This is a genomic window from Candidatus Kinetoplastibacterium crithidii (ex Angomonas deanei ATCC 30255) (assembly GCF_000319225.1).
Taxonomy (GTDB): Bacteria; Pseudomonadota; Gammaproteobacteria; order Burkholderiales; family Burkholderiaceae_B; genus Kinetoplastidibacterium; species Kinetoplastidibacterium crithidii_B.
In genome coordinates, this window is sequence record NC_019815.1 from 661,360 (window position 1) to 687,417 (window position 26,058).

A 26,058-nucleotide genomic window follows, 5' to 3' on the forward strand; every position below is an offset into this window, starting at 1 on the left:
ATTATTTCTCTTACAGCTTCAAATTGTGTATTTTTCACCCTATATCCTCTTAAATATCGCTATCAATAGTTTTCTCATTCATTATTTTCACAAAAGCATCTTCTAGTCCTTGTCCTCCTGCTTTGGATAGAATTTCTCTCGTATAATCAAGAGCAACAAGTTTTCCTTCTTTTAGTATAGCCAATCTTTTACAAAGAGCTTCAGCTTCTTCTAAGTAGTGTGTGGTTAATAGAATAGTATGTCCATTATTATTTAGACGAGAGATGAATTCCCATAAAGTATGTCTTAATTCTACATCAACACCAGCTGTTGGCTCATCTAAAATTATAACAGGTGGTTTATGAACTAATGCTTGTGCTACTAAAACTCTTCTTTTCATACCACCAGATAACGTGCGCATATTTGCATTTGATTTATCGCTTAGACCTAGATTATGTAATACCTCATCTATCCAATCATCATTTTTTCTAAGACCAAAGTACCCTGATTGTATACGCAGTGTTTCTCTTACTGTGAAAAATGGATCATATAATAGTTCTTGAGGTACAACACCTAATATTCTTCTAGTTTTATCATAATCGCTAACTACATCAAAACCATAAATTTTCGCATTACCTGAACTAGGATAAGATAGCCCAGACAGTATGGATATAAGAGTGGTTTTTCCTGCACCATTTGGGCCAAGGAGCCCAAAAAATTCACCTGGCTGTATTTGAAGATCTATGTTTTGTAGAGCTGGTTTGCTTTTTGTTAAATTTTCATTTTTATTGAAAAAAATACAATTTGTGGATTTTTTTTGATACGTTTTTGATATTTTTTCTAGGCTAATGGCTAACATATACGTTTTTTATTAAAAATATTTCGAAGTAATTTAATCAATTATCATTTAATTTTTTGATTAAATTGTTTATGCCAGATTTGTTAATTTCTTTGTTAAACTGTGACCTATAGTTTTCTACCAACCAAAGCCCTTCTATGCTTACATCGTATATTTTCCATTTGTTTTCAGCTATGGAAAGTCTATAGCCTATTTGTATGCTTTGTCCATTCGGTTCTTTTATAATTGATTTTGCTATTGTATTACTGCAGTCAATTCCTGTTTTATTTACATAAGTAGACATTGTGGCATTTGGAGAAATTTGTAATAACGCCATTGAGTAGGTCTTAATTAATTTTTTACGAAATAGATTTATTAATTCTTCTTTTTGTTCGTTTGTAGCGGTTTGCCAATGACGTCCAGCAGTTAGCTTAGTCATTTTTTGAAAATCTACGTGTGGTAGCATGTAGATTTTGACTATTTCATTTAATTTCAACAAATCAATTTTGGCTGGATCCAGTTCTTTTTTCATAGCAGATACAGCTTCTTCGGAAACTCTTAACAAGAATTTATCAGGAGGCTCTAGATAGCTAGATTGTGCATAAGCGTTGCATAAAAAAACTACACTTAATAAACTATATAATAAACCTTTCAAGCATTTATCTATAAACATGTTTGTTATACTCTTTTATATTCAAGTGTTTTATTATTCATCATCATACATAGTATCTTCTAAGTTTTCGTGGACCATAATTTCTCTTTTTTTTGAATAAGCATTTTTTATAAAAGAGTAATGATCAATCGAAATTTCCTTAATAAGATCTGTCATATGCATGATTTTAGCACGATAATTAATTATTGATAAAATTGATAGGAAATTATAGTGTTCTGAGTTCCACTTTCTAAGTGGATTGAATATTTGATTAATACCTATTCCTACAACATCGCGCGCGCTAGTTGGTCCTACAAAAGGAATAACAAGGTATGGGCCAGGAGGAATACCCCACTTGCCTAATGTTATACCGAAATCATTTTGTATTTTTTCTGCACCAGATATAGATGCTACATCAAAAAGTCCAAATACACCCATTGTTGAGTTAAATAAAAATCTTCCAACCGTATTTATTCCATCTATCCCTCGTCCTTGAAGAAAGCAATTAGTAGCAGATTGCAAGTCGTCTATATTGCTAAAAAAATTATTGACAGATGATTGAACTGGTTTTGGTATTATATAATTGTAGGATTTAGCTGCAGGTAATAGGATTATTTCGTCTACAGAAAAGTTGATATTATGGGCTGTTCTATTAAGTTTTTCAATATTGTTAAGTACAATGTCTTTTTGAAAAGAGTTAGTAGTGTTACATCCAGATAACATCAATGATAGGATGACTAACAAAATTTTTGTCATAAATAACTCACAGTAATTTGAGTAATTAATATTGGTTAGCAAAAATACTATTGGATTTGGTTAAATCATCTTTTTCTACAAGGAAGTAAAGTAATTTGCTAACCAAATGTTCTATTGATAAAGCACTTTGTGTATTTATAATTACACCTTTATCTTCTAGTATTGTTTCTTCAGCACCGGGAGTCAATCCTATAAATTGTTCACCTAGAATTCCAGAAGTTAAAATTGAAGCAGTAGTGTCAATAGGAAATGGTATTTTTTTATCAATTTCTATAACAACATCAGCGAGAAGAGTTTTGTTATTAAAATGCACCTTTTTTACTCTGCCCACCTTGACTCCAGCGCTCTTTACTGGAGCATTAGCCTTCAATCCTCCTATATCCTCAAAATGCGTAGTAATAGTATAAACAGAAGAAAATGAAGTGGATCTCATATTGCTAGCATATATTGCTAGAAAAACAAAAGATATAACTCCTATTATAACAAACAGGCCGACCCATGCTTCTATTTTATATTTTTTTGTATACATAAAATTATTTCGTGAACATTATAATAGTTAATAGAAAATTTATTGCTAATATCGATAAATAACCGTTTACTACCGAATTAGTTATGGATTCAGAAACACCTTCTGGCGTAGAGCGAGATTCCCATCCTTCATATAAGGATATTAATGAAGCAACAATTCCGAAGATAATACTCTTTATTAATCCATTTAGTATGTCATTTTTTAGGCTTATGCCGTATTGTATTTGAGACCAAAAAACTCCTTGATCAATTCCAGATAGAATCACTCCTATTGTCCATCCTCCTATAATTCCTGATACAGAAAAAATTAATGATAATAATGGCACTGATATCGTTCCAGCCCAAAACCTAGGGGCTAATATTATTTTTGCAGGATTTATAGCCATAATTTCCATAGCTATAATTTGTTCTTCTGCTTTCATAAATGCAGTTTCTGCTGTCATAGCTGTCCCAGCTCTACCTATGAATACCATTGCTGTCACAACTGGAGAAAGTTCACGTACTAGAGCTAGTGCTATTGTAAAACCAAGAACATCTTCTGCCTTATATTTATTGAGTACGTAATAACCTTGTAACCCTAGAATACATCCTATAAATAATCCAGAAATAACTGTGATTAATATGGATTTATTTCCGAGAACAAAAATTTGTTTTATTAATAGTTTAGGCCTTTGAAAAATTACGCTACTACAAGACAATATTTTAATAAAAAAACAAATGAATCTTCCTATGTTTGATGTTATTCGGTAGATCCAGTAAATCATGTCAGATATTATAGTCATATTTTTTGTTCTTGCTCTTTTAGCCATTTTTTATATTCTTCTGTTTCTGGGTAATGAAAGGCTACTGGCCCGTCAATATTACCTTGTATGAATTGTTGAACATAAGGATTATTTGAGTTTACTAGTTCTAATGGTGTTCCTGAGGCAGCTATCATACCATTATCTATTATATAAACTATATCAGATATTTTGAAGGTTTCTCTTACATTATGAGTTATTAGCAATGATGTGCAGTCATTTTTTTTTGATAGTGTTTTTATGAGATCTGCTATTATCCCTGATGAAATTGGATCTAATCCTGAAAAAGGTTCATCATATAGTACAATTTTTGGATTTAATATTATAGCTCTTGCTAGGGCAACACGTTTTGCCATTCCTCCAGATATTTTTGTTATTGGTAGGTGTGCCGCAGCTTTTAATCCGACACTATCCAGTTTTTCCAAAACTATTGTTGTTAATTCTCGATCAGATATAACACTAAGCTCAGTTAAAGGAAGAGCGATATTTTCAAATATATTTAGATCTGAAAATAACGCTCCATGTTGAAATAAAACACCCAAATTTTTCCTCAAATTTTTGAGATCTTTGTTGGATATATTATTTATATCTTTATCAAAGATATGGATGCTCCCATGTTTTATTGGCAGTTGACCTGTTATTGTTTTTAGTAAGGTTGTTTTTCCTGAGCCAGACCTACCCATAATTGCTATAATTTTGCCTTTTTCTGCGTTTAGGGAAATATTGTTTAATATTATTCTATTTCCATAACCTGCAAATAAATTACTTAAAGTTAGAGCATTGTTAGTTTTATTCATGATATTACATAGTTTTATTATGTTTTTTTATTTATAATTATATAATTGATTTATAGTTTACTTGCATTTTTGTTTATAATATTTCTAAATGATTCTAAATTTAAAGCATTATTTCATAAATTATATTGAGATGATCGTTTATAATAAACTATGTTGTCAAAGCGTGCTTACAAGATAGTCTAGTTAATGCAACATACAAGTAAGATAGTACGATAAGGTGAAAATGATGTGTATATTCATTTTGTTGCTCTGTTAATCAATATGGTATATAAAAACAGGGGGTGCGATTATGGATAAAACTAATAATTTTTTAGTTCCTTTTAATAAAGATATATCTATTCATGACGAATTTAACTTTGGTAATCTTGGTACTATAGAGGCTTATATATCAGCTGTAAATAAATTACCAATTTTATCTGCTGAATTAGAGTTGGAGTTAGCAAGAAATTTAAGAGATACTGGTAGTTTGGAAGCAGCAAGGAAGCTTGTTCTATCCCATTTACGCTTAGTTGTTTCTATTGCTAGACAATATCTTGGATATGGTTTGCCTCATGCTGATTTAATACAAGAAGGTAGTATAGGCCTTATGAAGGCTATAAGAAGATTTGATCCGGAACGTGGAGTTAGACTTATGTCATTTGCAGTTCATTGGATTAAAGCTGAAATACATGAATTTGTTATAAAAAACTGGCGTTTGGTAAAAGTTGCTACGACAAAAGCTCAGCGCAAAATATTTTTTAATCTTCGTAGCATGAGCTCTAATAATTCTTCGCTTGACTCTAAACAGGTTAATAATGTAGCCAACACTCTAAGCGTTCGTGAAGAAGATGTACGTGAAATGGAAACAAGATTATATGGAAGTGATATCCCTCTTGATGGGCCAGTGCAGCAAGAAGATAGTGTTAAAACGTTTCCAATATATTATTTGTCAGATGAACGACATTGTCCTGATAATATATTGAATCAAAAATCTATAGACTTAATGCAAACCGAAGGTTTACAAGGGGCTTTGGATATTTTAGACGAGCGTTCTCGAAGAATTGTAGAGTCTAGATGGTTAAAAGATAAAGAAAATTTGACGCTAAGTGATCTGGCCAAAGAATTTGGTGTTTCTGCAGAAAGAATTAGACAAATAGAGTCTGCTGCTATGAAAAAAATGAGAAGTTTTTTGCTAGAGTATTCTGACTAGTTATAAATAATGCATAAATTTAATTTATATTAATTTATTTTTAGGAAGTTTTTATGAATGTTGGTTTTATTGTTTTTGGATTAGCTGGTTTGTTAACATTAGTATGTTTTCTATCGCCTATTGCTGTTCGTATAAAACTTCCTTATTCTGTATTGTTAGCTATAGTTGGTTTTTTTCTAGGAATAATAGTACATACCCACTCTTGGGCTCCTTTATTGGTTTCTGATTTTTTGGAATCTTTAGGATCATTAAAGATTTCATCAGAAACATTTCTAATGGTTTTTCTTCCAGTATTGTTATTTGAGACTGCTTTATCAATGAGTGTTCGTAGATTGTTAGATGATATCGGACCTATTTTAATGATGGCTATTGTAGCTGTAGTGGTTTGTACTATAGTTGTAGGTTTTACTTTGAATGAAATTTCTTCATATGGATTAGTTTCTTGTCTATTGTTGGGTTCTATTGTTGCAACTACGGATCCTGTCGCTGTAGTTGGCATATTTAGAGAGGTGGGAGCACCAAAACGTTTGACTACACTAGTTGAGGGAGAAAGCTTATTTAATGATGCGGCATCTATAGCATTATATACAGTATTACTAGTTGTATTAGTAGGTAAAGCTGAGTTATCTATGAAAACTGTTGTGAACGACTTTATTGTTTTATTCATAGGAGGAGGGATAGCTGGTTATGTAATGGGTCGTTTTGCTTGTTTTTTATTTTCTTGGCTAAGAGATTTTCCTGCTGCAGAAATCACTCTTACATTAACTTTAGCATACCTATCGTTTTTTATTTCTGAACACTATCTTCATGTTTCTGGTGTTGTGGCTACAGTCATAGCTGGTTTGGTTGTTGGCTCTACTGGAAGAACAAGGATGTCATCTACTACATCTAAGTATTTATCAAAGTTTTGGGGGCAAATAGGTTTCTGGGCTAACTCGTTGATTTTTTTATTTTCAGCAATGTTGATACCTCGTTTTATGGGTACTCTAGATTTGCAAATGTTAAAATTGATTCTGATCGTTTTTGTTGTCACATTATTAGCTCGTGCAATAGTTATTTTTGGGTTTTTGCCTGTTTTAGGTATTACTAAGTTGGGAACAACTGTTAATTTACCTTATAAATCTGTAATGCTATGGGGCGGTTTAAGAGGAGCTGTTTCACTTGCATTAGCTCTTGCTGTTACAGAGAATGTCCTAGTTCCTGAAGAATTAAGACATTTTATTGCTATAGTTACTACAGGTTTTGTTTTGATGACATTGTTTGTTAATGGTATAACTCTCAGACCTTTAATTAAGATTTTAAAATTAAATGAATTGTCACATATAGAAACTACAATAAGGAACCAAGTTTTAGGGGTAACTTTAGAAGAACTTCAAGAACGTACAGAAGAAATAGCGCAAACAGAGCATATAGGGAAAGATTCTTTGGAGCGAGTCCAAGCTGTTTTTAGGTCTAGTCTTTCTAGGCTGCATGATGTTCAATTAGCTCAAATGAACAGAGAAGAGAGAATATCAGCAGGGTTGGCTATTTTATCTCAACGTGAACAAGAGATGTTTCTTGATATATTAAAAGCTAAGTTAGTTGATGAAAAAGTTGCTGATACATTGTTATCTAGAGCTGAACATTTAGAAGATGTTGTCCGTATTAAAGGGTTATATGGTTTTGAGTCTGCTATTGAATATGATTTGCATTATTCTATTTCTTTTAGAGTTTCTTTATGGTTTCAAAGAGTCTTTGGTATTCAGTTTTGGCTTGCAAAGAACTTAGGATATAGATTTGTAACTTTAATGAGCAAAAGATCAGTAGCACAACGTCTAATTTGTTTTGCTAAGGAGCAGGTTTCTCCAATATTAGGAGAAGAAATAACTGAAATTATTATTAATGCTCATAAGAAACGTTTGAATTGTATAGAAAATGCTTTGCAGGCAATGAATCTGCAATATCCAATCTATGCTATGTATTTGCAAGAAGTTTACCTTGGTCGCGCTGCTTTTGAATTGGAGCGTGTTAGGTATCTTGACATGCTGGAGAACTCATTAATAAGTGGAGAGGTTTATGATGATTTAATAACAAAATCTCAAAATAGATGGAAACATATAGATAAAAATCCTAAATTAGATATAGAACTAAGTTCTTCCGAATTAATAAAAAAAGTACCATTTTTTCATGAACTAAGCCCCAAATCACTTAAAGCAATTAGCAAATTGCTAAAACCTATACTTGCATTGCCTGATCAGGTCGTTATAACTAAAGAAAAACATAGTGATAAGATGTATTTTGTTGCTTCAGGAGCCGTAGCTATGCATTTGCCTGATGGGACTAAGATTGAGTTAGGAAGTGGGGAGTTTTTTGGTGAGTTAAGTTTATTTGGTCAAGCACATTTAATCTCAAAGGTAACTTCTTTAGGTTATAGCAAATTGTTATTGTTGAGCGCAAAAGATCTAAGAGCTTTATTATCTAAAGACTCTGCTTTGCTTGAGCTAATAGAAAATGTTGCTAGACAAAGAATTTTGGCCATAGATGTTTGGAGAGAACATGGATCTATTATTCCTGATGAAGATTTAGACCCATCTTAATTTTTTGTATCAGGTCTTTTATGATTATAAGTGATGATTCTTCAGTGAAGTCATTTCTCTCAATTAATCTAATTACTTCTTCGATAGAATGGATCTTAATTATGTCTATTTCGCCATCTTTATTTGATGGAGTCATGTTATTTAGCAGACACGAACTTGAAAAAAGTTCCTCAGTTTGAAAACCATCACTTGTCAATTTATAGATATCAATTATTTTTTGTAACTTTGATCGTTGTCTTATTGCTGATATATCTAAGTTAGCCTCTTCTAGAGACTCTCTTTTTAGTGCTTGATTTATATTTTCTTTATAACTTACTAATCCTCCCACTAAGGTATCCCATTTACCAGGGTTGATAGCTTTCTTATTAGATCTTTTGGAAATCCAGATTGAAGTATTGGAATTCCAAGCGTTTAAATGTACAACTCTAGTTTTAAGCCCAAGAGCTCTAGCGGTAGATCTTTCTATGTATCCAATTGTTTTTTGATTATTATCTGTAATATCTAATAATTCATTATTCCATTTTTTTGTTGAGTAGTTTTTTATTAAAATAGATATTTTATCTATATAAGAATTAATATTTTTTAATGAAGAATCACCAATATAAAGACAATTTCTTATTATTTTTCCAAGTTTTTGATTTTCAATTTTTTTAGCAAGTTCTATATTTATATAACCATTTGCTTTCATAGCAATTTTTAATGCAATATAATTATTTGGTATTTGTTGACTAAGGTAGTTTTTTGTTTTTTGAAATATATGTTCTAGCTTGCTAAGTGTTATAAAAATATTCTTATTGTTCATCATATTAATAATTATGCTACGCATAAATTGTGTCAGTTAGATCATTTTATAACTAAAAGTGCTGTTTTTAGATATTTACAGTCTTATAATATTACACTTTAATTTAAATTTATAAATGGCTATATTTTATTATGCTTAATGTTGTTATTCTTGCTGCTGGATTAGGCACGCGTATGCAGTCTAATATCCCAAAAGTGTTACATAATCTAGCTGGTCGTCCTATATTGGGATATGTATTAGATAGCGCTTTAGCGTTGAACCCTACTACAATAACTATTGTAGTAGGTAAGGAATCAGGACAAATAAAATCTTTTATTGGAAATTTTTCTAAAAATATTAATATAGTAATTCAGAGTGAACAGTTAGGTACTGGTCATGCATTTAAGCAATCTATTCCTAATTTATTGGATTGTCCTGATAATTATAGCTCTACTTTAGTGTTATATGGTGATGTTCCACTAGTAAGAACTGCAACAATGGATCGACTTCTAAAATCTTGTAAAAATGGATTAAGTATTCTTACTAGTTTTTTAAATGATCCGAATGGTTATGGTCGCATAATTAGAGATCATAATGGCTGTATTAAAAAGATTGTTGAACATAAAGATGCTAATAATGTTGAACTTAATATTAAAGAAATTAATACAGGCATAATTGCAGCTCCAACTAGTATGTTAATAAAATGGATCAGTAAATTAACTAATAACAATATGCAAGGTGAATATTATCTTACAGATATAGTTGATATGGCTGTTTCAGAAGGTCTTTTTGTAGACTCAAGGTTTCCTGATGATTATTGGGAGATATTAGGTATAAACAATCACATTCAACAGGTAAAGTTGGAGCGTATTTGGCAAGAAGAGCAAGCTAGAGTTCTTATGGACGCTGGAGTTACATTATCAGATTATAAAAGAATAGATATTAGAGGATCATTGAAGTGTAGTAAAGATGTTTTTATAGATGTGGGTTGTATTTTTGAAGGTAATGTTCAATTAGGCAGTAATGTTAAAATTGGTCCATATTGTGTCCTTAAAGATGTAAATATAGCTGACAATGTGATTATAGAAGCTTATAGTCATTTATCTAGTGTTACTTTAGGCGCAGGTGTTCAGGTAGGCCCTTTTTCTAGATTATGTAAAGGTGTTAACATTGGAAGTAATTCTAAAATAGGTAATTTTGTTGAAATTAAAAATAGTGTTTTTGGTAAAAATAGTAAAGCCAATCATCTTACTTATATAGGCGATTCACATATTGGTTCAAATGTTAATATAGGGGCAGGTACTATTACTTGTAACTATGATGGATTAAATAAACATCAAACGATTATTGAAGATAATGCATTTATTGGTTCTAGCTCTCAGTTAGTTGCACCAGTGAAAGTAGGAGCAGGAGCAACATTAGGAGCTGGAACAACTTTAACTCATGATGCTCCTGCTGATCAATTAACGTTATCCAGGACACGTCAGTTTTCTGTTGTAAATTGGAGAAGGCCTGGTAAATAAGGACTTTGAGGATTAATTATTAGGTGATTTTTAATAACTAAAGATTATTATCTATGTTTGTTGGAAAGTTAATTATTTATATTATCTAATATAATGTTAGCGTGTTTTTTTGTTATTCATATAATTATTAATTTTTTATAAATCTATGAGTTAGATAGTTTGATTGTTTATGCAAATTTAATTTTATAAAATGATTTCTATTAGTTATATAGAAAAATCTTAAGCATTAAATTAACAAGGTTGTTTTGAGGGAGTTTGTATGTGTGGTATTGTTAGTGCTATTTCTTATCGTAATATAGCGTTCACGCTTACTGAAGGATTATTGCGCTTGGAATATCGTGGTTATGATTCTTGTGGGATAGCTTTGTTTAAAGATGGAGAATTAACTAGAGTCAGGAGCATGAAAAGAGTTTCTGATTTAGAAAAACAATTATTAGATTGTCGATTTGATGGTTGTATAGGACTGGCTCATACTCGTTGGGCTACTCATGGAATACCTTCTAAGTATAATGCTCACCCCCATTTTTCAAGAGACAAGTTTGGTAAACCTACTATAGCCTTAGTTCATAATGGTATTATAGAAAATTATGAAGAACTTCGTAATAGCTTAGACAAGGATAGTTATGATTTTGAGAGTCAAACGGATACAGAAGTTTTAGCTCACTTATTAAACGATTTTTATGATGGTGATATTTTTAGAACTGTACTTAATGTTACTAAGCTTTTAAAAGGATCATATGCTATTGCTGTTTTTTGTTCGAATGAGCCAGATAGGATTATAGGTGCTAGACAAGGATCACCTTTAATAATAGGTATCGGTGTTGATGAGAATTATCTTTCTTCAGATTCTTTAGCCATATCTGATAAAATAAAAGACCTAATATATTTAGAAGATGGGGATATAGTTGAGTTAAAAAGAAAGTCTATTAATATTATAGATTCTAATGGTAGTTATGTAGAAAGATATAAACATTCTGTGAATAATATTATAGCAACTCCAAATCTTGGTAAGTATCGACATTATATGCAAAAAGAAATTTTTGAACAACCCAGAGCTGTTGCAGATACTTTACACAATGTTGATAATCTTTCTCACGATTTTTTTGGTCAAGATTATTATGATTTGTTTAACAACATAGATTCTGTTTTAATAGTTGCTTGTGGAACAAGTTATTATGCAGGTATGACTGCTAAATACTGGATAGAGTCTTTAGCTAAAATAAGAGTTGATGTCGAGATCGCAAGTGAGTATATCTATCGTGATAGCGTGCCTAATCCAAACACGCTTGTTCTAGCAATTTCTCAATCAGGAGAAACAGCAGATACTTTATCTGCATTAAAGCATGCTAAGAGTCTTGGTTTAAAAAATACTATGGCTATTTGTAATATGAATAATAGTGCAATTGTTAGAGAATGCTCTTTTAGCTATATTACACAGGCGGGTATTGAAATAGGCGTTGCATCTACAAAAGCATTTACTACACAATTAACTGCTCTGTTTTTGCTATCCATTACATTAGCAAGATATCGTTCTATTTTAGGAAAAGAACAAGAAGTTGCTTATTGTAGGGATTTGCGTCACTTACCTTCTGCCATTGGCTCTGTTCTTTCTTTGGAGCCGCTTATTATGGAGTGGGCTAAATATTTTGCTCACAAAGGTAACTCACTTTTTTTAGGTAGAGGTCGACATTATCCTATTGCTTTAGAAGGAGCTCTCAAAATGAAAGAGGTTACTTATATTCATGCAGAAGCCTATCCTGCTGGAGAATTAAAACATGGTCCATTAGCATTAGTATCTGAACATATGCCTGTAGTAGTAGTAGCACCTAGTGATAGATTGCTAGAAAAGTTAAAATCTAATATGCAGGAAGTAAGGGCTAGGGGTGGTAATTTATATGTTCTTGCTGATAAGGGTAGTACCATTTCAAATGATTCTGGTATTAACGTTATCCATATGCCAGAATATTATGGAATGATATCGCCAATTTTATATACTGTTCCATTACAGCTTTTGGCTTACCATACAGCTCTAATATTAGGAACTGATATAGATAAGCCAAGAAACTTAGCAAAAAGTGTTACAGTTGAGTAGATACTCTTGCATTATTATATAGGATTAAATGTAATTTGTTTTTGCAATGTTATTTGATAATAGTGTTTTCAGCTGTTCTCCTGGGTTATCTGATTTCATGAAATATTCTCCTATTAAAAATGCGTTAACTTTATTTTCTCTCATAAATTTCAAATCTTCTGGTGAATTTATGCCACTTTCTGTGATTATAATTTTGTCTTCTGGTATAAAGTTAATGAGGTCTATCGTAATTTTTATATCAGTTTTAAAATTTCTTAAATTTCTATTATTAATTCCAATCAAAGGAGTTTTTAGATTTAAGGCTATTTCAACTTCTTTTAAATTATGTGTTTCGACTAGAACATCCATTCCTAGTTCTAGTGCTATATTTTCTAATTCATAAAGTTTATTTTTTTCTAGTGCTGAGACTATAAGTAATATGCAATCTGCTCCCATTGCTCTTGATTCTAATATTTGATAGTCATCAATTATAAAGTCTTTCCTAAGTATTGGTAATGAACAAGCTGATTTGACCTGTTTTAAATATTCTGAAGAACCTTGGAAAAATTGTTGGTCTGTTAATACAGATATACAGGCAGCACCGTTTTCCTCATAACTGGTTGCAAATAATGAGGGGTTAAAATTTTTACTTAAAATACCTTTAGAAGGAGAAGCTTTTTTTATTTCTGCTATAATAGCAGGATACCCATTTTGGATTTTTTTATGAATTGCTTTTTCAAAAGAGCGTATATCGTTATTATTAATTTTTAATAATAGTTCTTGTTCATTGCAATTTTTTTTAGATGCCAATATTTCATCTTTTTTTACATCTATTATCTTTTTAAGAAGATCATTCATTTTCAAATTTCCTTGTATAACTACAGAATTCTTCTAGTTTTTCTCTTGCTGAATTGTTTTTTATTGCTTCAAATGCCATAAGAATACCATGCTTTATGTCAGATGATTTATTGGCAGTATATATTGCTAGGCCAGCATTTAGAGCAACTATATCACGGGCAGCACCTTCTACATTATTTAGAGCTTCTAAGATCAGTTCGCAAGATTCTATGCTATTGTTTACTTTAATATTTCTATTTGAAATCATTGTCATCCCAAAATCTTCTGGATGTATTTCATATTCGTGTATAGATCCATTTTTTAATTCTCCAATCATAGTAGAACTTCCGAGAGCTGCTTCATCCATGCCTTCTTTTCCATACACAATTAAAACATGCTTTGATCCTAATTTTTGTAATACTCGTACCTGTATTCCTACTAGATCTGGATGGAATACTCCCATTAATTGATTGCTAGCTCTAGCTGGATTTGTAAGAGGACCAAGAATATTGAAAATAGTTTTAACTCCTAATTCTTTTCTTATGTTTGCTATGTTTTTCATAGCCTTTTGATGTAAAGGAGCAAACATAAATCCTATTCCTGTATTTTCTAGGCACTCTATGACTTGTTGAGGATTTAATGATATATTGGCACCTAATTGTTCTAGAACGTCTGCGCTACCGGATGAAGAAGAGGCGCTTCTGTTTCCATGTTTTGCAATTTTAACTCCAGCTGCAGCAGCAACAAACATTGCAGCAGTAGATATATTAAAAGTATTACTATTATCTCCTCCAGTTCCACACATATCTAATATGTCATCTTTATTTGCAAAAGGCACCGATAGAGAAAAACTTCTTAGAGCTTGTGCAGCAGCAGTTATTTCATCTATAGTTTCTTTTTTAACACGTAATCCTATGAGTAAAGCACTTGCAATTTGAGGGGAAATTTCTCCTTTTATCATAAGTTGCATAAGATATAACATTTCATCATGAAAAATTTCACGATGTTCTATGCAGCGAGTTAATGCTTCAGTAATTGAAATAGTCACATTTATCACCAATTAATTAATTTTAAGAAAATTCTGTAATAGATCATATCCATATTCACTTAGAATAGATTCTGGGTGATATTGAACTCCAAATACAGCTAGCTCCTTATGGCATACTCCCATAATGTCTCCATCTTCACTTCTAGCTGTTATTTCTAGACAATCAGGAAAAGTATCTGGGTCTATAGTTAAAGAGTTATATCTTATGGCAGTATATGGTGAAGGAATCTTTTCAAAGATATTTTTTCCATTATGATTAATTTGCACAGTTTTACCATGCATGACTTTCGGAGCTCGGATAATGGTTCCTCCATATGCTTCTCCAATTGCTTGATGTCCTAAACATACACCAAGTATAGGTATTTTTCCAGCAAACTCTAATATAGATGGAATTGATATGCCCGCTTGAGAAGGAGCACATGGACCAGGAGAAATACAAATCTTGCTAGGATTCAAAGAATGTATTTCTTTTAGAGTAATTTGATCATTTCTAAAGACACAAACTTCTTCACCCAGTTCACCAAAATATTGAACCAAGTTATGAGTAAAAGAATCGTAATTATCAATCATTAATAACATATTTTTTCCATTTAATTAGAAGGGTTCATCTAAACCATTTTGAACTTGTTCAGCCGCACGTAAAATGGCACGTGATTTTGCTTCTGTTTCTGCCAACTCAAGTTCTGGATCAGAGTCTGCAACTATACCTGCAGCAGATTGTACATATAATATTCCATTTTTTATTATCCCTGTTCTTATTGCTATGGCAAGATCCATTTCACCACCGTAGCTTAGATATCCAGCAGCTCCACCATATACTCCTCTACGTACAGGTTCCAATTCATCAATTATTTCCATTGCTCTTATTCTTGGAGCCCCTGTTAGTGTTCCTGCTGGAAAAGAAGCTTTTAACACATCCATGCTAGTCATACCAGGTTTTAAATATCCAGATACATTAGATACTAAATGCATAACATGAGAATATCTTTCTACAGACATTTTATCAGTAACTTTTACGGATCCGATTTCTGCTATCTTACCGATATCGCTTCTTGCAAGATCTATTAGCATTACATGTTCTGCTATTTCTTTAGTATCTAATTTTAGATTTTTTTCTAGTTCAATATCTTGTGCTGGATTTGATCCTCGTTTTCTGGTACCTGCTAGTGGCCTAATGGTGACTTGTGATTTGTTTTTTCCATTGCTGTCTGACACATTTTCTTGTCTTACCAATATTTCTGGTGATGAACCTACTACTTGAAAATCATCAAAGTTCCAAAAATACATATAAGGAGATGGATTTAAAGATCTTAGTGCTCTGTATAAAGACAATGGAGCATCTCTATAAGGTTTTGCTATGACTTTTCCTAGAACTATTTGCATAATGTCACCTGCAGCAATATATTCTTTTGCTTTCTTTACCATTTCCAAATATTTTTCTGATCCGCAGTCTCTTTCTTCAGATGTTTGCATACTACAACGACTGTATGGTATTTCTATATTTTTCTTAAGTTGTTGTTTTAATTCTTGTAATCTTTTTTGAGCTTTAGAATAGCTTTCTGTTTTGTTAGTATCAGCATAAACTATCAGATATATTCGACCAGCAATATTGTCGACTACTGCTAATTCATCAACATGAAGCAGCATTATGTCTGGTGTACCTTCTTCCATTCCTGCCGGGAATGATTTTTTAGGCATACCTAAACAAGGTTCTATATGTCTAACTGTATCATATCCAAAATATCCTGCTAATCCTCCACAAAAACGTAACATATCAGTTTGTAATGCTACTTTGAATCTAGATTGGTATTGTTCAATAAATTTGAGAGGGTCTCCTTCATATGTTTCAACTACTTTACCATTTGTCACAACCTCTGTAGTGGTTCCGCTAGATCTTATTATTGTTTCTGCAGGCAAGACTATAAAGGAGTATCTGCCAAATCTTTCCCCTCCTATCACCGATTCCATAAGGCAACTCATTTTCCCTGCTTTAGGTCCAGAATGGGCTAACTTGAGGTAAAGAGATAGAGGTGTATCTAAATCTGCATATATTTCTGAAATAAGTGGTATTCTATTAAAGCCTTGGGCAACGAGGGACTTAAATTCTATTTCTGTCATAATTTTCCTTAGAATGAATAAAAAAAACCCGGACAATCATTTGGTTCCGGGTTTTATATATTTGATAACGCAAAAATATAATTCAATTTTCAAGCAAAGACTAACCCGGGGCAGTAGTGCCACCAAAGCCAACAATTAGTATTGATATTTTGTCTATGTTTGCAATTCATAATTTTGCTATTGATTGTTCATAAATTGTAATAATGTAAATTATTATAAGAATGTATCCATTCTGATGCTTTTGTCAAGTCTTCTATTACATCATTTGCGTATAATTCTAAAATATTTTTTTATTATGATAGCCATAAGGCAATACTAAAACTGCTGCTACGTTAGCAGCTCTAGCTGCCATGACATCATTACTAGAGTCACCTATCATAATTGTTTTTTCAGGTGTAGTGTTAAGTTGTTTACATGCAAATAATAGTTGATCTGGTTCTGGTTTGCAATGTTGGCATGTGTCACCACAAATTACGTAAGAGAATAAATGAGAGAGGTTTAGTTTTTGTAAAATTTGAAGAGTAGGTTTCGTGGGCTTATTTGTTACTATAGATAATGACAGTTGTTCCTGTTTTAGCTTATTTAAGCCTTCTAAAACTCCTGGATATAAAACAGTTTTACTTCCATTGCAATTACAGTAGTATCTGGAAAATAAATCTTTTGCTTTGTTGAAGGTATATTTTTTGTCAAGTATGTTGTTTTTGCTATAGGGGTAATCATATAATGATTTGTTTATTAAATTATCAATGCCTTTTCCTATGAAACCCTTTATTATATGTGCAGGTAAATTTGTTAATTTTAAATCTTTTCTCATATAATTAATAGAATCAGTTATGTCTAGTAATGAGTCTATTAGTGTTCCATCTAGATCTAGTAACACAGATGAAATTTTATTCATAATTTAATTTTAAATCATCAGATTTTTGAATTTCCATTTTCATGGCATTAATAGTTTCTTTGTAATTGCCAGATTCGAAGATTGCTGATCCTGATACAAAAGCATTTGCTCCTGCAGAACGAATTTTTGCTATATTATCAATATTAACTCCGCCATCAACTTGTAGCATAATGAAATTATGACCATCTTTTAAAGACCATTCATCTATTTTTGTGCGAACATCTTTAATTTTTTTGATAGACATTGGTAGAAATTTTTGCCCACCAAATCCAGGATTTACAGACATGACGAGTATTAAATCAATTTTATCCATTATATAATCCAAGACTTGCAAATTACTGGCAGGATTGAGAGCCAATCCTGCTTTGCAGTTACAGTCTTTAATTAGAGATAAGGTTCTGTCTAAGTGTTTCGATGTTTCTGGATGTATTGTAATAATATCAGCACCTGATCTAGAAAATTCAGGGATAAGCAAATCAACATTTTCTACCATGAGATGAATATCAAGCGGTATTTTCGCGATTTTTTTTATTGCCTTACAAACCATTGGTCCAATTGTTAGATTAGGTACATAATGATTGTCCATAACATCTATATGTATCCAGTCTGCTCCAGCACCGGTTACTTGTCGTATTTCTTCACCTAGTTTTGAGAAATCAGCAGATAAGATGCTGGGAGTTATCAAAGCAGGTAGATTATTTGTATTCATTTAAGTCTCAAATTTATTATTTACGTTCACATATATGTTTTATACAGCAATTAGACAATATTTATATACTTAGATATTATAAATTAATTGGCATGTAATTAGTGATGTATTTTTAATTGTTCGAGTTTTTATATGATATATAACAAAAATTATCGAATCTTTATAATTGTAATATTTTTTGTAATTTTTGGAAGAAATGTATTTGCAAAAGATGAATTAATTTTAAGTGGCGAAAAATATAATGAGTCATTAGCTAGTTTTACACCTGTATCCTGGAATCAACTACCAAGTTGGGTTGATGACGATTTTTTAACTGTTTGGAATGTTTTTTTAAAAAACTGTAGCTGTATTATTAAAAATAGAGATTGCAAAGGTATTCATAGAGTTGCGTCTGCGGAGGTATGGGCCCCAGTGTGTAAGGCAGCTTTTGAGTTTGAGAATTCTTCTGAAAATAAAGACAACAAATCTATTAGGAAATTTTTTGAGAAATATCTAGATCCATGTGCTTTTACTTTTAATAATAAAATGGTTGATTGTAAAATGACAGGTTATTGTGAACCTTCTTTTAAAGGATCTCGTCATAGGACTGGTAATTATCAATGGCCAATATTTGGTGTTCCTGATGACTTGATAACTATAGATCTGGGGTTGTTTAACTCTGATTTAAAAGGTATGGTTATTAGAGGTAAATTATCAGGTGACAAGATTATCCCTTATGATTCTAGGGAGCAATTAGGGAATAGAATTGAAGAATTACAAGTAATAGTTTGGCTGGATAATCCATTTGACAGTGTTTTCATTGGCATTCAAGGTTCTGGAAGAATTTTGTTGCAAGATGGCCCAGATAATGGAAAATATATCAAAGTTGGTTATGCTTCAAGTAATGGGTATCCATTTGTATCAATTGGCAATTGGTTGTCAAAGAATGAAGGAATTAATCCGTCATATAAGAATATTAAAAAATGGATGGCAGAAAATCCAATGAAAACAAAAGATGTGATTAACAAGAATCCAAGAGTTGTATTTTTTCATGAGAGTAATGAATCAAATATTTGTGTTGGTCCTATTGGGTCCTATGGTATAGAACTTACTCCTAGGAGGTCAATTGCAGTAGATAGTAAGTTCATACCTTTAGGGACGCCGATATTTTTTTCAACTAAGCATTCATCAAACTCTAATAATTTTCTATATGGGACAGTTTTTGCTCAAGATACAGGATCTCTGATTAAAGGTATAGATAGGGCTGATTTTTTTTGGGGTTCAGGATACAAGGCTACCGAGAATGCAAATACTACGGACTATGCTTATAGAATGTGGATTTTATGGCCCAAGAAAAAATGGTCTTCATTTTTTAATTAGTAGATATTATTTGTAGTAACTTATTTTTTAAGGGTAGTGTATTTCTACACCTATCGAGCAATCTTGAAAAGCCATTGGTTTTTCAATTTTAATATTTAATGATTCTATTTCTGGAAATCTTTTGATTATTTGGTCTTTGATTTTATCTAAAAGAGTCTCTACCAATTTAATATGTTGTTTAGTTGTTTCTTCTATTATGATATTCCTTAGTTCTCTATAATCTAAGATAGATTTAATGTCGTTGTCATCTGATATATCTTTATGTTTTACATTAAAATTGGCATTTATTACTATTGTTTGTTTTTTGTTAATCTCATGTTCCAATATTCCTATACTTGTTTCTACAGTTAAATTGGATATGCTAATATTTCTATATGTCATTTGTTGGTTTTCCTGTGTTTTTTATCTTATAGATTTTATCTGCAGTTTCTAATCTTACTGTCACAGATATTAATTCATTGAGGTGAAATAAATGAACTAATATTTCATCCCCTATTTTGTTTAATTTAACTATATCTATAAGATCTTGAGTGGAATCTAATCTTATATTGTTAATTGCTATCAAAATATCACCGGAAGATATTCCAGCATTATATGATGGTCCATTATCTATAACATTCTTTACTATGACTTTGCCTTCTTGATCGAATGTATTTATTTGTAATACAGGTTGTAATTTATTTATGCATTCTAATCTTAATCCATAGTAATTTAACCATTGATCGATTGGTATGTCGTCAGTATCTTTGACATATTTATTAATAATATAACTAATATCTACTCCTGTTGATTCTTTTGTGTCTTTTACAATATCGTCGTTAGACATTCCTTTTTGTTTATCAATATAAAAATCCTTACCATATTTTTGCCATAAAAATCTCATAAGATCGTCTAAAGAATATTTGTTTTCTGATTGTTTTCGAATTTCAGTATCTATTCCAAAGGCTATCAAAGAACCTTTTTCATAATAGTTTACAGTTGAGTTTATAGAGTTTTCATTTTGTTTATAGAATTTAATCCATGCATCAAAAGAGCTTTCTTCTAAAGTTTGTTTATATTTTCCTGGATAATTTATTGTTCTATTAATTTTTTCTGCTAATGTATTTAAGTAATAATTTTTATTTATTAGTTTGCATCTTAATAGAAATATATCCTCGTAATAAGAAGTAAAACCTTCAAATATCCATAATAAATTTGTTAGTGTTGGTTTTTTTAGGTCATATTTTATGAAAGAGGCTGGTTTGATTCTCTTAATAAGCCATGAGTGAAAATATTCATGGCTTATTAAGCTTAAGAACTCACTATATTCTTTTGGTTGTTTTGCAATATTTGTTGTAGGTAAGAATTTTCTTTTTGTGCTAATAACAGTTGATGATCTATGTTCAATTCCTCCAAAATAGTTATCATTTAAGTTTATTATAAAAATGAAAATATTTCCGTTATCTATGAAAGGAGGTGTTTTAGTAGTGGGGTCGAAGAAAGAAATCTGTTCTTCACAAATCTTCTTTATGTCTCTAGATATTTTTTTTGTATCTATCTTTGATAAAGGACCAGAGAAAACTATTTTATGAATTGTACCAAATGAAAGAAATTCACAAGTGGTTGGAGTCCCAATTTCTACGGGAGAGTCAATTAAAGTGTCATAAGAATTTGCAATATAGGTATTATATTGATTTTCATTAGTTTGGTTTTTGATATCATTGATTTTTGGCAAGCTTGTGTATATTTGCCACTGTTTTTCTTTGCATTGGTTTGCTAAGTTAATATTTACTATGCAAGGTAGATGTTCTAAGTTATCTATGCATAAAAATACGCTAGTGCCGTTAAAAAAAGCTCTATTTGCGTCAAGATAAGCTCCTCTTGCGGAATCGTCATAAGCATACACTATATATTCTATTTGAACATGGTCTTGGCATTCATCTATTATCCAAGTACTGTTGTCTAATTTAGTTATTGCAAGAGGTTTTTTCTGGGAAAAGGCTTTAATTTGTTCTATGTTGCTAGAAAAATCTCTTATAACATAACTTCCAGGTATCCATCTTGGGATATATACAATCTGTTTATTTTTTGTATCATTCAGGTTTATTGTAACTTTGTATCTATGCCCATATAAATCAAAAATTTCTATGTTGTATAATACAAAATTATCTGGTAATTTTCTATCTTTAGTCATTAACATATTTAATTTAGTTTTCTATTTGTTATATACTTTCATGAATAATTTATTTAAAACTTATTAAGTGGAATGTTGGTGTTTAAAAATATTACAAGTAGGTTGTTTGTGAAATGAAATATATAGAAAAAGCTTCTATGGAAGAAGTAGTTTTATTTCAATTATTTTTTACATTTTTTGTCGCTGCAAGTTTTTTTATTAAAAGTGCTAATCTTGGTTTTTCATCTTTGCTTGGAGGATTGAGTTACTCTATACCAAGTTTATTTTTCATGCTTCATTGTAACATTACCAATAGTTTTTTTAATATTTATTCTGATTATTTGTTTTTGCTTGGTCTTTTTGTAAAGATGTTTTTTTCTGTTTTTTTGGTATGTATGTTTTCATATCTATTTTGTGATTGTTTAGTATGGTATGCTTACATTTTTAGTTTAGGGTGTGTTTCTAAAAGTTTTTTAGTGCAGATGCTTTGTAAGTATTTGTATAGTTATTAGTTTATTATCTTTTTAATAAGATTGATTATTTATAGAAATAATAAGGTTAGAATATGCTATCTGAAGGTGATATATCTCCACAATCTTTATATATTCAACATCATTTAGTTCATATGAATAGTATTGGAGAACCACAAGGTTCTATAGTACAGTTTAATGTAATTAATTTTGATTCATTGTTCTGGTCTATTTTGATGGGATCGTTAGTAGTTGGTCTATTGCTATTGGTTGCAAGAAGAGCAACTTCTGGTGTTCCAGGTAGATTTCAAGCTTTTGTTGAAATAATTTTAGATATGGTCGATCAACAAGCGGTTTCTATTTTGCCAGATGAAAGAAGTAGAGTCTTCGTATCTCCGTTGGCTATGACTGTATTTCTTTGGGTTTTGATTATGAACTCTTTAGATTTCCTGCCTGTTGATTTGATGTCAAAAATTTTTAACATTATGGGTCTTGGTTTAAGTCACAATGATTTATTCTATTATCATAGGATATTACCGACAGCAGATATAAATATTCCTATAGGTATGTCGATGGGTGTTCTGTTGCTTGTAATATATTACAGTATTAGATCAAAGAGTTTAGTGGGTTTTATTAAAGGTATGTTTACATCACCATTTCATTCTAAAGGTTTTGGTTTATTGTTTTTAGCTCCAGCAAATTTTGCACTAAATGTAATTGAGTATCTTGCAAAGACAGTTTCTCTTGGAATGAGGTTATTTGGTAATATGTTTGCTGGAGAATTAATATTTATGTTAATAGCTTTGTTAGGTGGCTCTTGGACTGGTTTAAATTTTATGAGTTGTTCTCTAGGTTTTGCTCATATATTAGCAGGTTCTTTGTGGGCCATGTTTCATATACTTATAGTTGTTCTGCAGGCCTTTATTTTTATGATGTTAACGCTTGTTTATATAGGTCAAGCGTATGAAAGTCATTAGTTATGGTTTTGTTAAGTCGTTTTTATTTTTTATGAGTTTAATTTTTTTGTATATTAAAAAGGAGTTATCATGACAAATGCAGCTTTCGTTGCTATTTCTTGTGCTTTTATTATTGGATTGGGAGCTATTGGGGCTTGTATTGGGATTGCTATCATGGGTGGAAAATATCTTGAAGCATCTGCTCGTCAACCAGAATTGATGAATGCTTTACAAACAAAGATGTTCTTGCTTGCTGGTCTTATAGATGCTGCATTCCTGATTGGTGTTGGTGTCTCTATGTTGTTTGCTTTTGCAAATCCATTCGTTTAGTTTTTTCATTAAAAAATTTTAAATCGCTAGTATTTTTACTTAGCTATTTTGTATATTGTTTTTGGAGATGAGATAACGTGAATTTAAATGCGACGATTTTTTTCCAAATGGTTGTATTTTTTATTTTTGGTTGGGTGACAATGCGTTTTGTTTGGCCTCATCTTATTAGTGCTGTTGATGAACGTCGTCAAAAGATAGCAGATGGGTTATTAGCTGCTGAGAAAGGTGTTAATAGTCTTTCTGCAATTAATGAGAAGGTTAAACAAATGTCTGATGAGGCAAAAAAAGAGGCTCAAGCTCGTATTTCTAACGCTGAAAAACAGGTAGTTAGAATATTAGAGCAAGCTCGTAATGATGCTGAATTGGAAAGAGCTAGGATTTTGTCTCAGGCACAAAATGATGTTGAAGCTGTTTTGTGTCATGCTAAAGATGAATTAAGGAAGGATATTGCTCTTCTTTCTATAAAAGGAGTTGAGCAAATTCTGATGCGAGAAGTTAATATTGCAGAGCATAAAGAAATATTAGATAACCTTGAGGCTCGGCTTTAAATTTTAGGTTTTTTATGACAGATTTTTCAATAACAGCAAAATCTTATGCTGAAGCACTTTTTGTCATAGCGCAAAAAGACAATTCGTTAGAAAATTGGATTTGTTTTCTTGAAGATATTTCTTCATTAATGTCTAATGATTGTTTTTTTCAATTTATAGATCATCCTGATTTTGAAAAATCTATAAAACTTGATTTGTTTTTGGAGCTATTGTCACTAGAAAGAACAAGTAAAAAAAGTACTCTTATTAAAGAGCTTTTAGAAAGGAAGAGATTTGTTATTGTTCCTCAAATTTTATTCTTTTTAAAAGAACTCAAAGACGAACATGAAGGTGTGGCATTAGCCAAAATTTTTACTGCTTTTCAAGTTTCTGATGAGCAGGTTAATCATATGATTTCAATTTTTGAATCAAAATTCAATTTAAAGTTAAGACCTCAGGTTTTAATAGATAAATCTTTGATAGGTGGCGTGAAGGTTGTTGTCGGAGACAGAATTTTAGATGCGTCTATAAAGAATAAGCTAGATGAGCTAAAAAATACACTTTTAGCTATATAAAATAAAAATTGATATATTCCAGGAGTTATTATGCAGCTCAACCCCTCAGAAATTAGTGAGTTTATTAAAAACAGAATAGAGGGTATGGATGCTTCTATTAGCATTCGCACAAGTGGTACAGTAGTTTCCGTGACAGATGGCATCGCTCGTATTTATGGGTTGTCTGACGTTATGCAAGGGGAAATGATTGAATTTCCTAATAACATAGTGGGGTTGGCTCTTAATCTTGAGAGTGATTCTGTCGGAGCCGTAATTCTTGGTGATTATACCAAAATATCAGAAGGTGACCAGGTGAGAACCACAGGTCGTATTCTAGAAGTTCCAGTTGGTCCTGAACTGAGAGGAAGAGTAGTTAATGCATTGGGAGAGCCAATTGATGGTAAAGGACCTATAAATGCTTCTGAGACAGATGTTATAGAAAAAGTAGCTCCTGGTGTTATTGATAGATATACCGTTTCTCAACCTATGCAAACAGGTATTAAGTCTATAGATTCTATGGTTCCAATAGGTAGAGGGCAGCGAGAACTTATTATTGGTGATAGACAAACAGGTAAAACAAGTGTTGCGATTGATGCAATTATAAATCAAAAAGGTAAAAATGTTACCTGTATTTATGTGGCAATTGGACAAAAAGCTTCTTCTATTAATAATGTTGTCCGAAAACTTGAGGAATATGGAGCATTAGAATATACAATTATAGTTGTTGCTACAGCGTCTGATTCAGCTGCTATGCAGTATATAGCTCCTTATGCAGGATGCACTATGGGGGAATATTTTAGAGATAGAGGTGATGATGCTTTGATAGTTTATGATGACCTTACTAAGCAGGCATGGGCTTATAGGCAGATATCTCTTCTTTTAAGAAGACCTCCTGGTAGAGAAGCTTATCCTGGTGATGTTTTTTATTTGCATTCTAGATTGCTAGAAAGAGCTTCTAGAGTTAGGTCTGAGTATGTAGAAAAATTTACTAATGGTGTTGTAAAAGGTAAGACTGGTTCATTAACAGCATTACCTATAATTGAGACTCAGGCTGGTGACGTGTCTGCTTTTGTTCCTACTAATGTTATTTCTATTACTGATGGCCAAATATTTTTAGAAACTGATTTGTTTAATTCTGGTGTAAGACCTGCTATTAATGCTGGTATATCAGTATCTAGGGTTGGTGGAGCAGCACAAACTAAGGTAATTAAGAAATTATCAGGTGGTATTAGAACTGATTTGGCTCAGTATAGAGAATTAGCAGCTTTTTCCCAATTTTCTTCTGATCTTGATGATGCAACTCGTAGACAGTTGGAAAGAGGAAAGAGAGTTGTGGAAATATTAAAACAACAACAATATCAACCTTTTTCAGTATGGGAACAATCTGTTTCGCTATTTTGTGTAACCAAAGGTTTTCTAGATGATGTAGATGTAAATAGAATTTTGGTTTTTGAAAAATTATTGAAGGATTTTCTAAAAACCAACTTTGCTACTCTTATTAACCAAATAGAAAAATCTAGCGATTTGTCTAAGAATGATGAAGATGCTTTGACTGAGGCTGTTAAAGAGTTCAAGCAAAATATTGTTTTTTAGCTATAAGAATTTTTTCT

At 31.4% G+C, this 26,058-nt stretch carries 26 protein-coding genes; 11 read left to right on the plus strand and 15 right to left on the minus strand.

The annotated features are described in order from the left end of the window. Nucleotides 1-49 precede the first annotated feature (49 nt). The 6 genes from CKCE_RS03155 to CKCE_RS03180 are packed head-to-tail and all read right to left on the minus strand — an operon-like array spanning nucleotide 50 to nucleotide 4,350. Nucleotides 50-838, minus strand: coding sequence for an ABC transporter ATP-binding protein (locus CKCE_RS03155; RefSeq protein ID WP_015238873.1), 789 nt, complete (start codon nucleotides 836-838; stop codon nucleotides 50-52). 37 nt (nucleotides 839-875) lie between these two features. Then, nucleotides 876-1,490, minus strand: coding sequence for an MlaC/ttg2D family ABC transporter substrate-binding protein (locus CKCE_RS03160; RefSeq protein WP_015238874.1), 615 nt, complete (start codon nucleotides 1,488-1,490; stop codon nucleotides 876-878). Nucleotides 1,491-1,523: 33 nt separating this feature from the next. Beyond that, on the minus strand, nucleotides 1,524-2,225 hold the full coding sequence (locus CKCE_RS03165; RefSeq protein ID WP_015389040.1) for an MlaA family lipoprotein: 702 nt from the start codon (nucleotides 2,223-2,225) through the stop codon (nucleotides 1,524-1,526). A 25-nt stretch (nucleotides 2,226-2,250) separates the two neighbouring features. Continuing rightward, nucleotides 2,251-2,754: an outer membrane lipid asymmetry maintenance protein MlaD gene (gene mlaD, locus CKCE_RS03170; protein WP_015238876.1), complete on the minus strand. Its 504-nt coding sequence runs from the start codon at nucleotides 2,752-2,754 to the stop codon at nucleotides 2,251-2,253. A 4-nt stretch (nucleotides 2,755-2,758) separates the two neighbouring features. After that, nucleotides 2,759-3,535, minus strand: coding sequence for a lipid asymmetry maintenance ABC transporter permease subunit MlaE (mlaE, locus tag CKCE_RS03175; protein ID WP_015389041.1), 777 nt, complete (start codon nucleotides 3,533-3,535; stop codon nucleotides 2,759-2,761). Beyond that, nucleotides 3,532-4,350, minus strand: coding sequence for an ABC transporter ATP-binding protein (locus tag CKCE_RS03180; RefSeq protein WP_015238878.1), 819 nt, complete (start codon nucleotides 4,348-4,350; stop codon nucleotides 3,532-3,534). Before CKCE_RS03180 ends, mlaE begins: the two co-directional genes overlap by 4 nt. 289 nt (nucleotides 4,351-4,639) lie before the next feature. Between CKCE_RS03180 and rpoH the strand changes: the two genes are divergently transcribed. Then, nucleotides 4,640-5,539 (plus strand): RNA polymerase sigma factor RpoH, encoded by a 900-nt coding sequence (gene rpoH, locus CKCE_RS03185; RefSeq protein WP_015238879.1) that lies wholly within the window; start codon nucleotides 4,640-4,642, stop codon nucleotides 5,537-5,539. A gap of 53 nt (nucleotides 5,540-5,592) precedes the next feature. Then, nucleotides 5,593-8,115 carry a cation:proton antiporter gene (locus CKCE_RS03190; RefSeq protein ID WP_015238880.1) on the plus strand — a complete coding sequence of 841 codons (2,523 nt, stop codon included), beginning with the start codon at nucleotides 5,593-5,595 and terminating at the stop codon, nucleotides 8,113-8,115. On the opposite strand, the gene CKCE_RS03195 is transcribed toward CKCE_RS03190, so the two are convergent. Next, on the minus strand, nucleotides 8,084-8,941 hold the full coding sequence (locus CKCE_RS03195; RefSeq protein ID WP_051008533.1) for an NUDIX domain-containing protein: 858 nt from the start codon (nucleotides 8,939-8,941) through the stop codon (nucleotides 8,084-8,086). The two genes, CKCE_RS03190 and CKCE_RS03195, sit on opposite strands and share 32 nt — an antisense overlap. Before the next feature lie 107 nt (nucleotides 8,942-9,048). Here CKCE_RS03195 and glmU point away from each other — a divergent pair, with 107 nt between their 5' ends. Together glmU and glmS are read left to right on the plus strand one after the other, a co-directional pair. Further along, complete coding sequence (glmU, locus tag CKCE_RS03200; RefSeq protein WP_015238881.1) at nucleotides 9,049-10,419, plus strand: bifunctional UDP-N-acetylglucosamine diphosphorylase/glucosamine-1-phosphate N-acetyltransferase GlmU; 1,371 nt, start codon at nucleotides 9,049-9,051, stop codon at nucleotides 10,417-10,419. 259 nt (nucleotides 10,420-10,678) lie between these two features. Continuing rightward, a complete protein-coding gene (glmS, locus tag CKCE_RS03205) occupies nucleotides 10,679-12,511 on the plus strand; it encodes a glutamine--fructose-6-phosphate transaminase (isomerizing) (RefSeq protein WP_015238882.1) in 1,833 nt (610 codons plus the stop codon). 24 nt (nucleotides 12,512-12,535) lie between these two features. Here the strand turns inward: glmS and trpC are convergent, their stop codons facing one another. From trpC to rpe, 6 genes are all read right to left on the minus strand, one after another. After that, nucleotides 12,536-13,348 (minus strand): indole-3-glycerol phosphate synthase TrpC, encoded by an 813-nt coding sequence (trpC, locus tag CKCE_RS03210; protein WP_015238883.1) that lies wholly within the window; start codon nucleotides 13,346-13,348, stop codon nucleotides 12,536-12,538. Beyond that, nucleotides 13,341-14,375, minus strand: a complete 1,035-nt coding sequence (gene trpD / locus CKCE_RS03215) for an anthranilate phosphoribosyltransferase (protein ID WP_041572061.1) — start codon at nucleotides 14,373-14,375, stop codon at nucleotides 13,341-13,343. The genes trpC and trpD overlap by 8 nt, the downstream gene beginning before the upstream one ends. Nucleotides 14,376-14,387: 12 nt before the next feature. Next, nucleotides 14,388-14,954 (minus strand): anthranilate synthase component II, encoded by a 567-nt coding sequence (locus tag CKCE_RS03220; RefSeq protein WP_015238885.1) that lies wholly within the window; start codon nucleotides 14,952-14,954, stop codon nucleotides 14,388-14,390. A gap of 15 nt (nucleotides 14,955-14,969) precedes the next feature. Further along, the gene (locus CKCE_RS03225; RefSeq protein WP_015238886.1) at nucleotides 14,970-16,493 is read right to left on the minus strand and encodes an anthranilate synthase component I family protein; all 1,524 of its coding nucleotides are present in this window, start codon (nucleotides 16,491-16,493) and stop codon (nucleotides 14,970-14,972) included. A 277-nt stretch (nucleotides 16,494-16,770) separates the two neighbouring features. Continuing rightward, complete coding sequence (locus CKCE_RS03230; protein WP_015238887.1) at nucleotides 16,771-17,391, minus strand: HAD-IA family hydrolase; 621 nt, start codon at nucleotides 17,389-17,391, stop codon at nucleotides 16,771-16,773. After that, a complete protein-coding gene (gene rpe / locus CKCE_RS03235) occupies nucleotides 17,384-18,100 on the minus strand; it encodes a ribulose-phosphate 3-epimerase (protein ID WP_015238888.1) in 717 nt (238 codons plus the stop codon). Before rpe ends, CKCE_RS03230 begins: the two co-directional genes overlap by 8 nt. Before the next feature lie 132 nt (nucleotides 18,101-18,232). On the opposite strand from rpe, the gene mltA reads away from it, so the two are divergent. Further along, nucleotides 18,233-19,459, plus strand: a complete 1,227-nt coding sequence (gene mltA / locus CKCE_RS03240) for a murein transglycosylase A (RefSeq protein ID WP_015238889.1) — start codon at nucleotides 18,233-18,235, stop codon at nucleotides 19,457-19,459. Between the two features lie 27 nt (nucleotides 19,460-19,486). Here the strand turns inward: mltA and CKCE_RS03245 are convergent, their stop codons facing one another. Together CKCE_RS03245 and CKCE_RS03250 are read right to left on the minus strand one after the other, a co-directional pair. Continuing rightward, a complete protein-coding gene (locus CKCE_RS03245; protein WP_015238890.1) occupies nucleotides 19,487-19,840 on the minus strand; it encodes a dihydroneopterin aldolase in 354 nt (117 codons plus the stop codon). Next, nucleotides 19,830-21,632 carry a M61 family metallopeptidase gene (locus CKCE_RS03250; protein ID WP_225968700.1) on the minus strand — a complete coding sequence of 601 codons (1,803 nt, stop codon included), beginning with the start codon at nucleotides 21,630-21,632 and terminating at the stop codon, nucleotides 19,830-19,832. Before CKCE_RS03250 ends, CKCE_RS03245 begins: the two co-directional genes overlap by 11 nt. Before the next feature lie 113 nt (nucleotides 21,633-21,745). Here CKCE_RS03250 and CKCE_RS03255 point away from each other — a divergent pair, with 113 nt between their 5' ends. The 6 genes from CKCE_RS03255 to atpA all read left to right on the plus strand — a co-directional run bounded on the left by CKCE_RS03255 (nucleotide 21,746) and on the right by atpA (nucleotide 26,041). Then, complete coding sequence (locus tag CKCE_RS03255) at nucleotides 21,746-22,123, plus strand: hypothetical protein (protein ID WP_015238892.1); 378 nt, start codon at nucleotides 21,746-21,748, stop codon at nucleotides 22,121-22,123. Between the two features lie 53 nt (nucleotides 22,124-22,176). Beyond that, nucleotides 22,177-23,058, plus strand: coding sequence for a F0F1 ATP synthase subunit A (gene atpB / locus CKCE_RS03260; protein WP_015238893.1), 882 nt, complete (start codon nucleotides 22,177-22,179; stop codon nucleotides 23,056-23,058). A 69-nt stretch (nucleotides 23,059-23,127) separates the two neighbouring features. After that, nucleotides 23,128-23,367 carry a F0F1 ATP synthase subunit C gene (gene atpE / locus CKCE_RS03265; protein ID WP_015238894.1) on the plus strand — a complete coding sequence of 80 codons (240 nt, stop codon included), beginning with the start codon at nucleotides 23,128-23,130 and terminating at the stop codon, nucleotides 23,365-23,367. A 77-nt stretch (nucleotides 23,368-23,444) separates the two neighbouring features. Continuing rightward, a complete protein-coding gene (locus tag CKCE_RS03270) occupies nucleotides 23,445-23,915 on the plus strand; it encodes a F0F1 ATP synthase subunit B (RefSeq protein ID WP_015389045.1) in 471 nt (156 codons plus the stop codon). Nucleotides 23,916-23,929: 14 nt separating this feature from the next. Then, the gene (locus tag CKCE_RS03275) at nucleotides 23,930-24,469 is read left to right on the plus strand and encodes a F0F1 ATP synthase subunit delta (protein ID WP_015238896.1); all 540 of its coding nucleotides are present in this window, start codon (nucleotides 23,930-23,932) and stop codon (nucleotides 24,467-24,469) included. A 30-nt stretch (nucleotides 24,470-24,499) separates the two neighbouring features. Further along, nucleotides 24,500-26,041 carry a F0F1 ATP synthase subunit alpha gene (gene atpA / locus CKCE_RS03280; RefSeq protein ID WP_015238897.1) on the plus strand — a complete coding sequence of 514 codons (1,542 nt, stop codon included), beginning with the start codon at nucleotides 24,500-24,502 and terminating at the stop codon, nucleotides 26,039-26,041. Nucleotides 26,042-26,058: the final 17 nt, after the last annotated feature.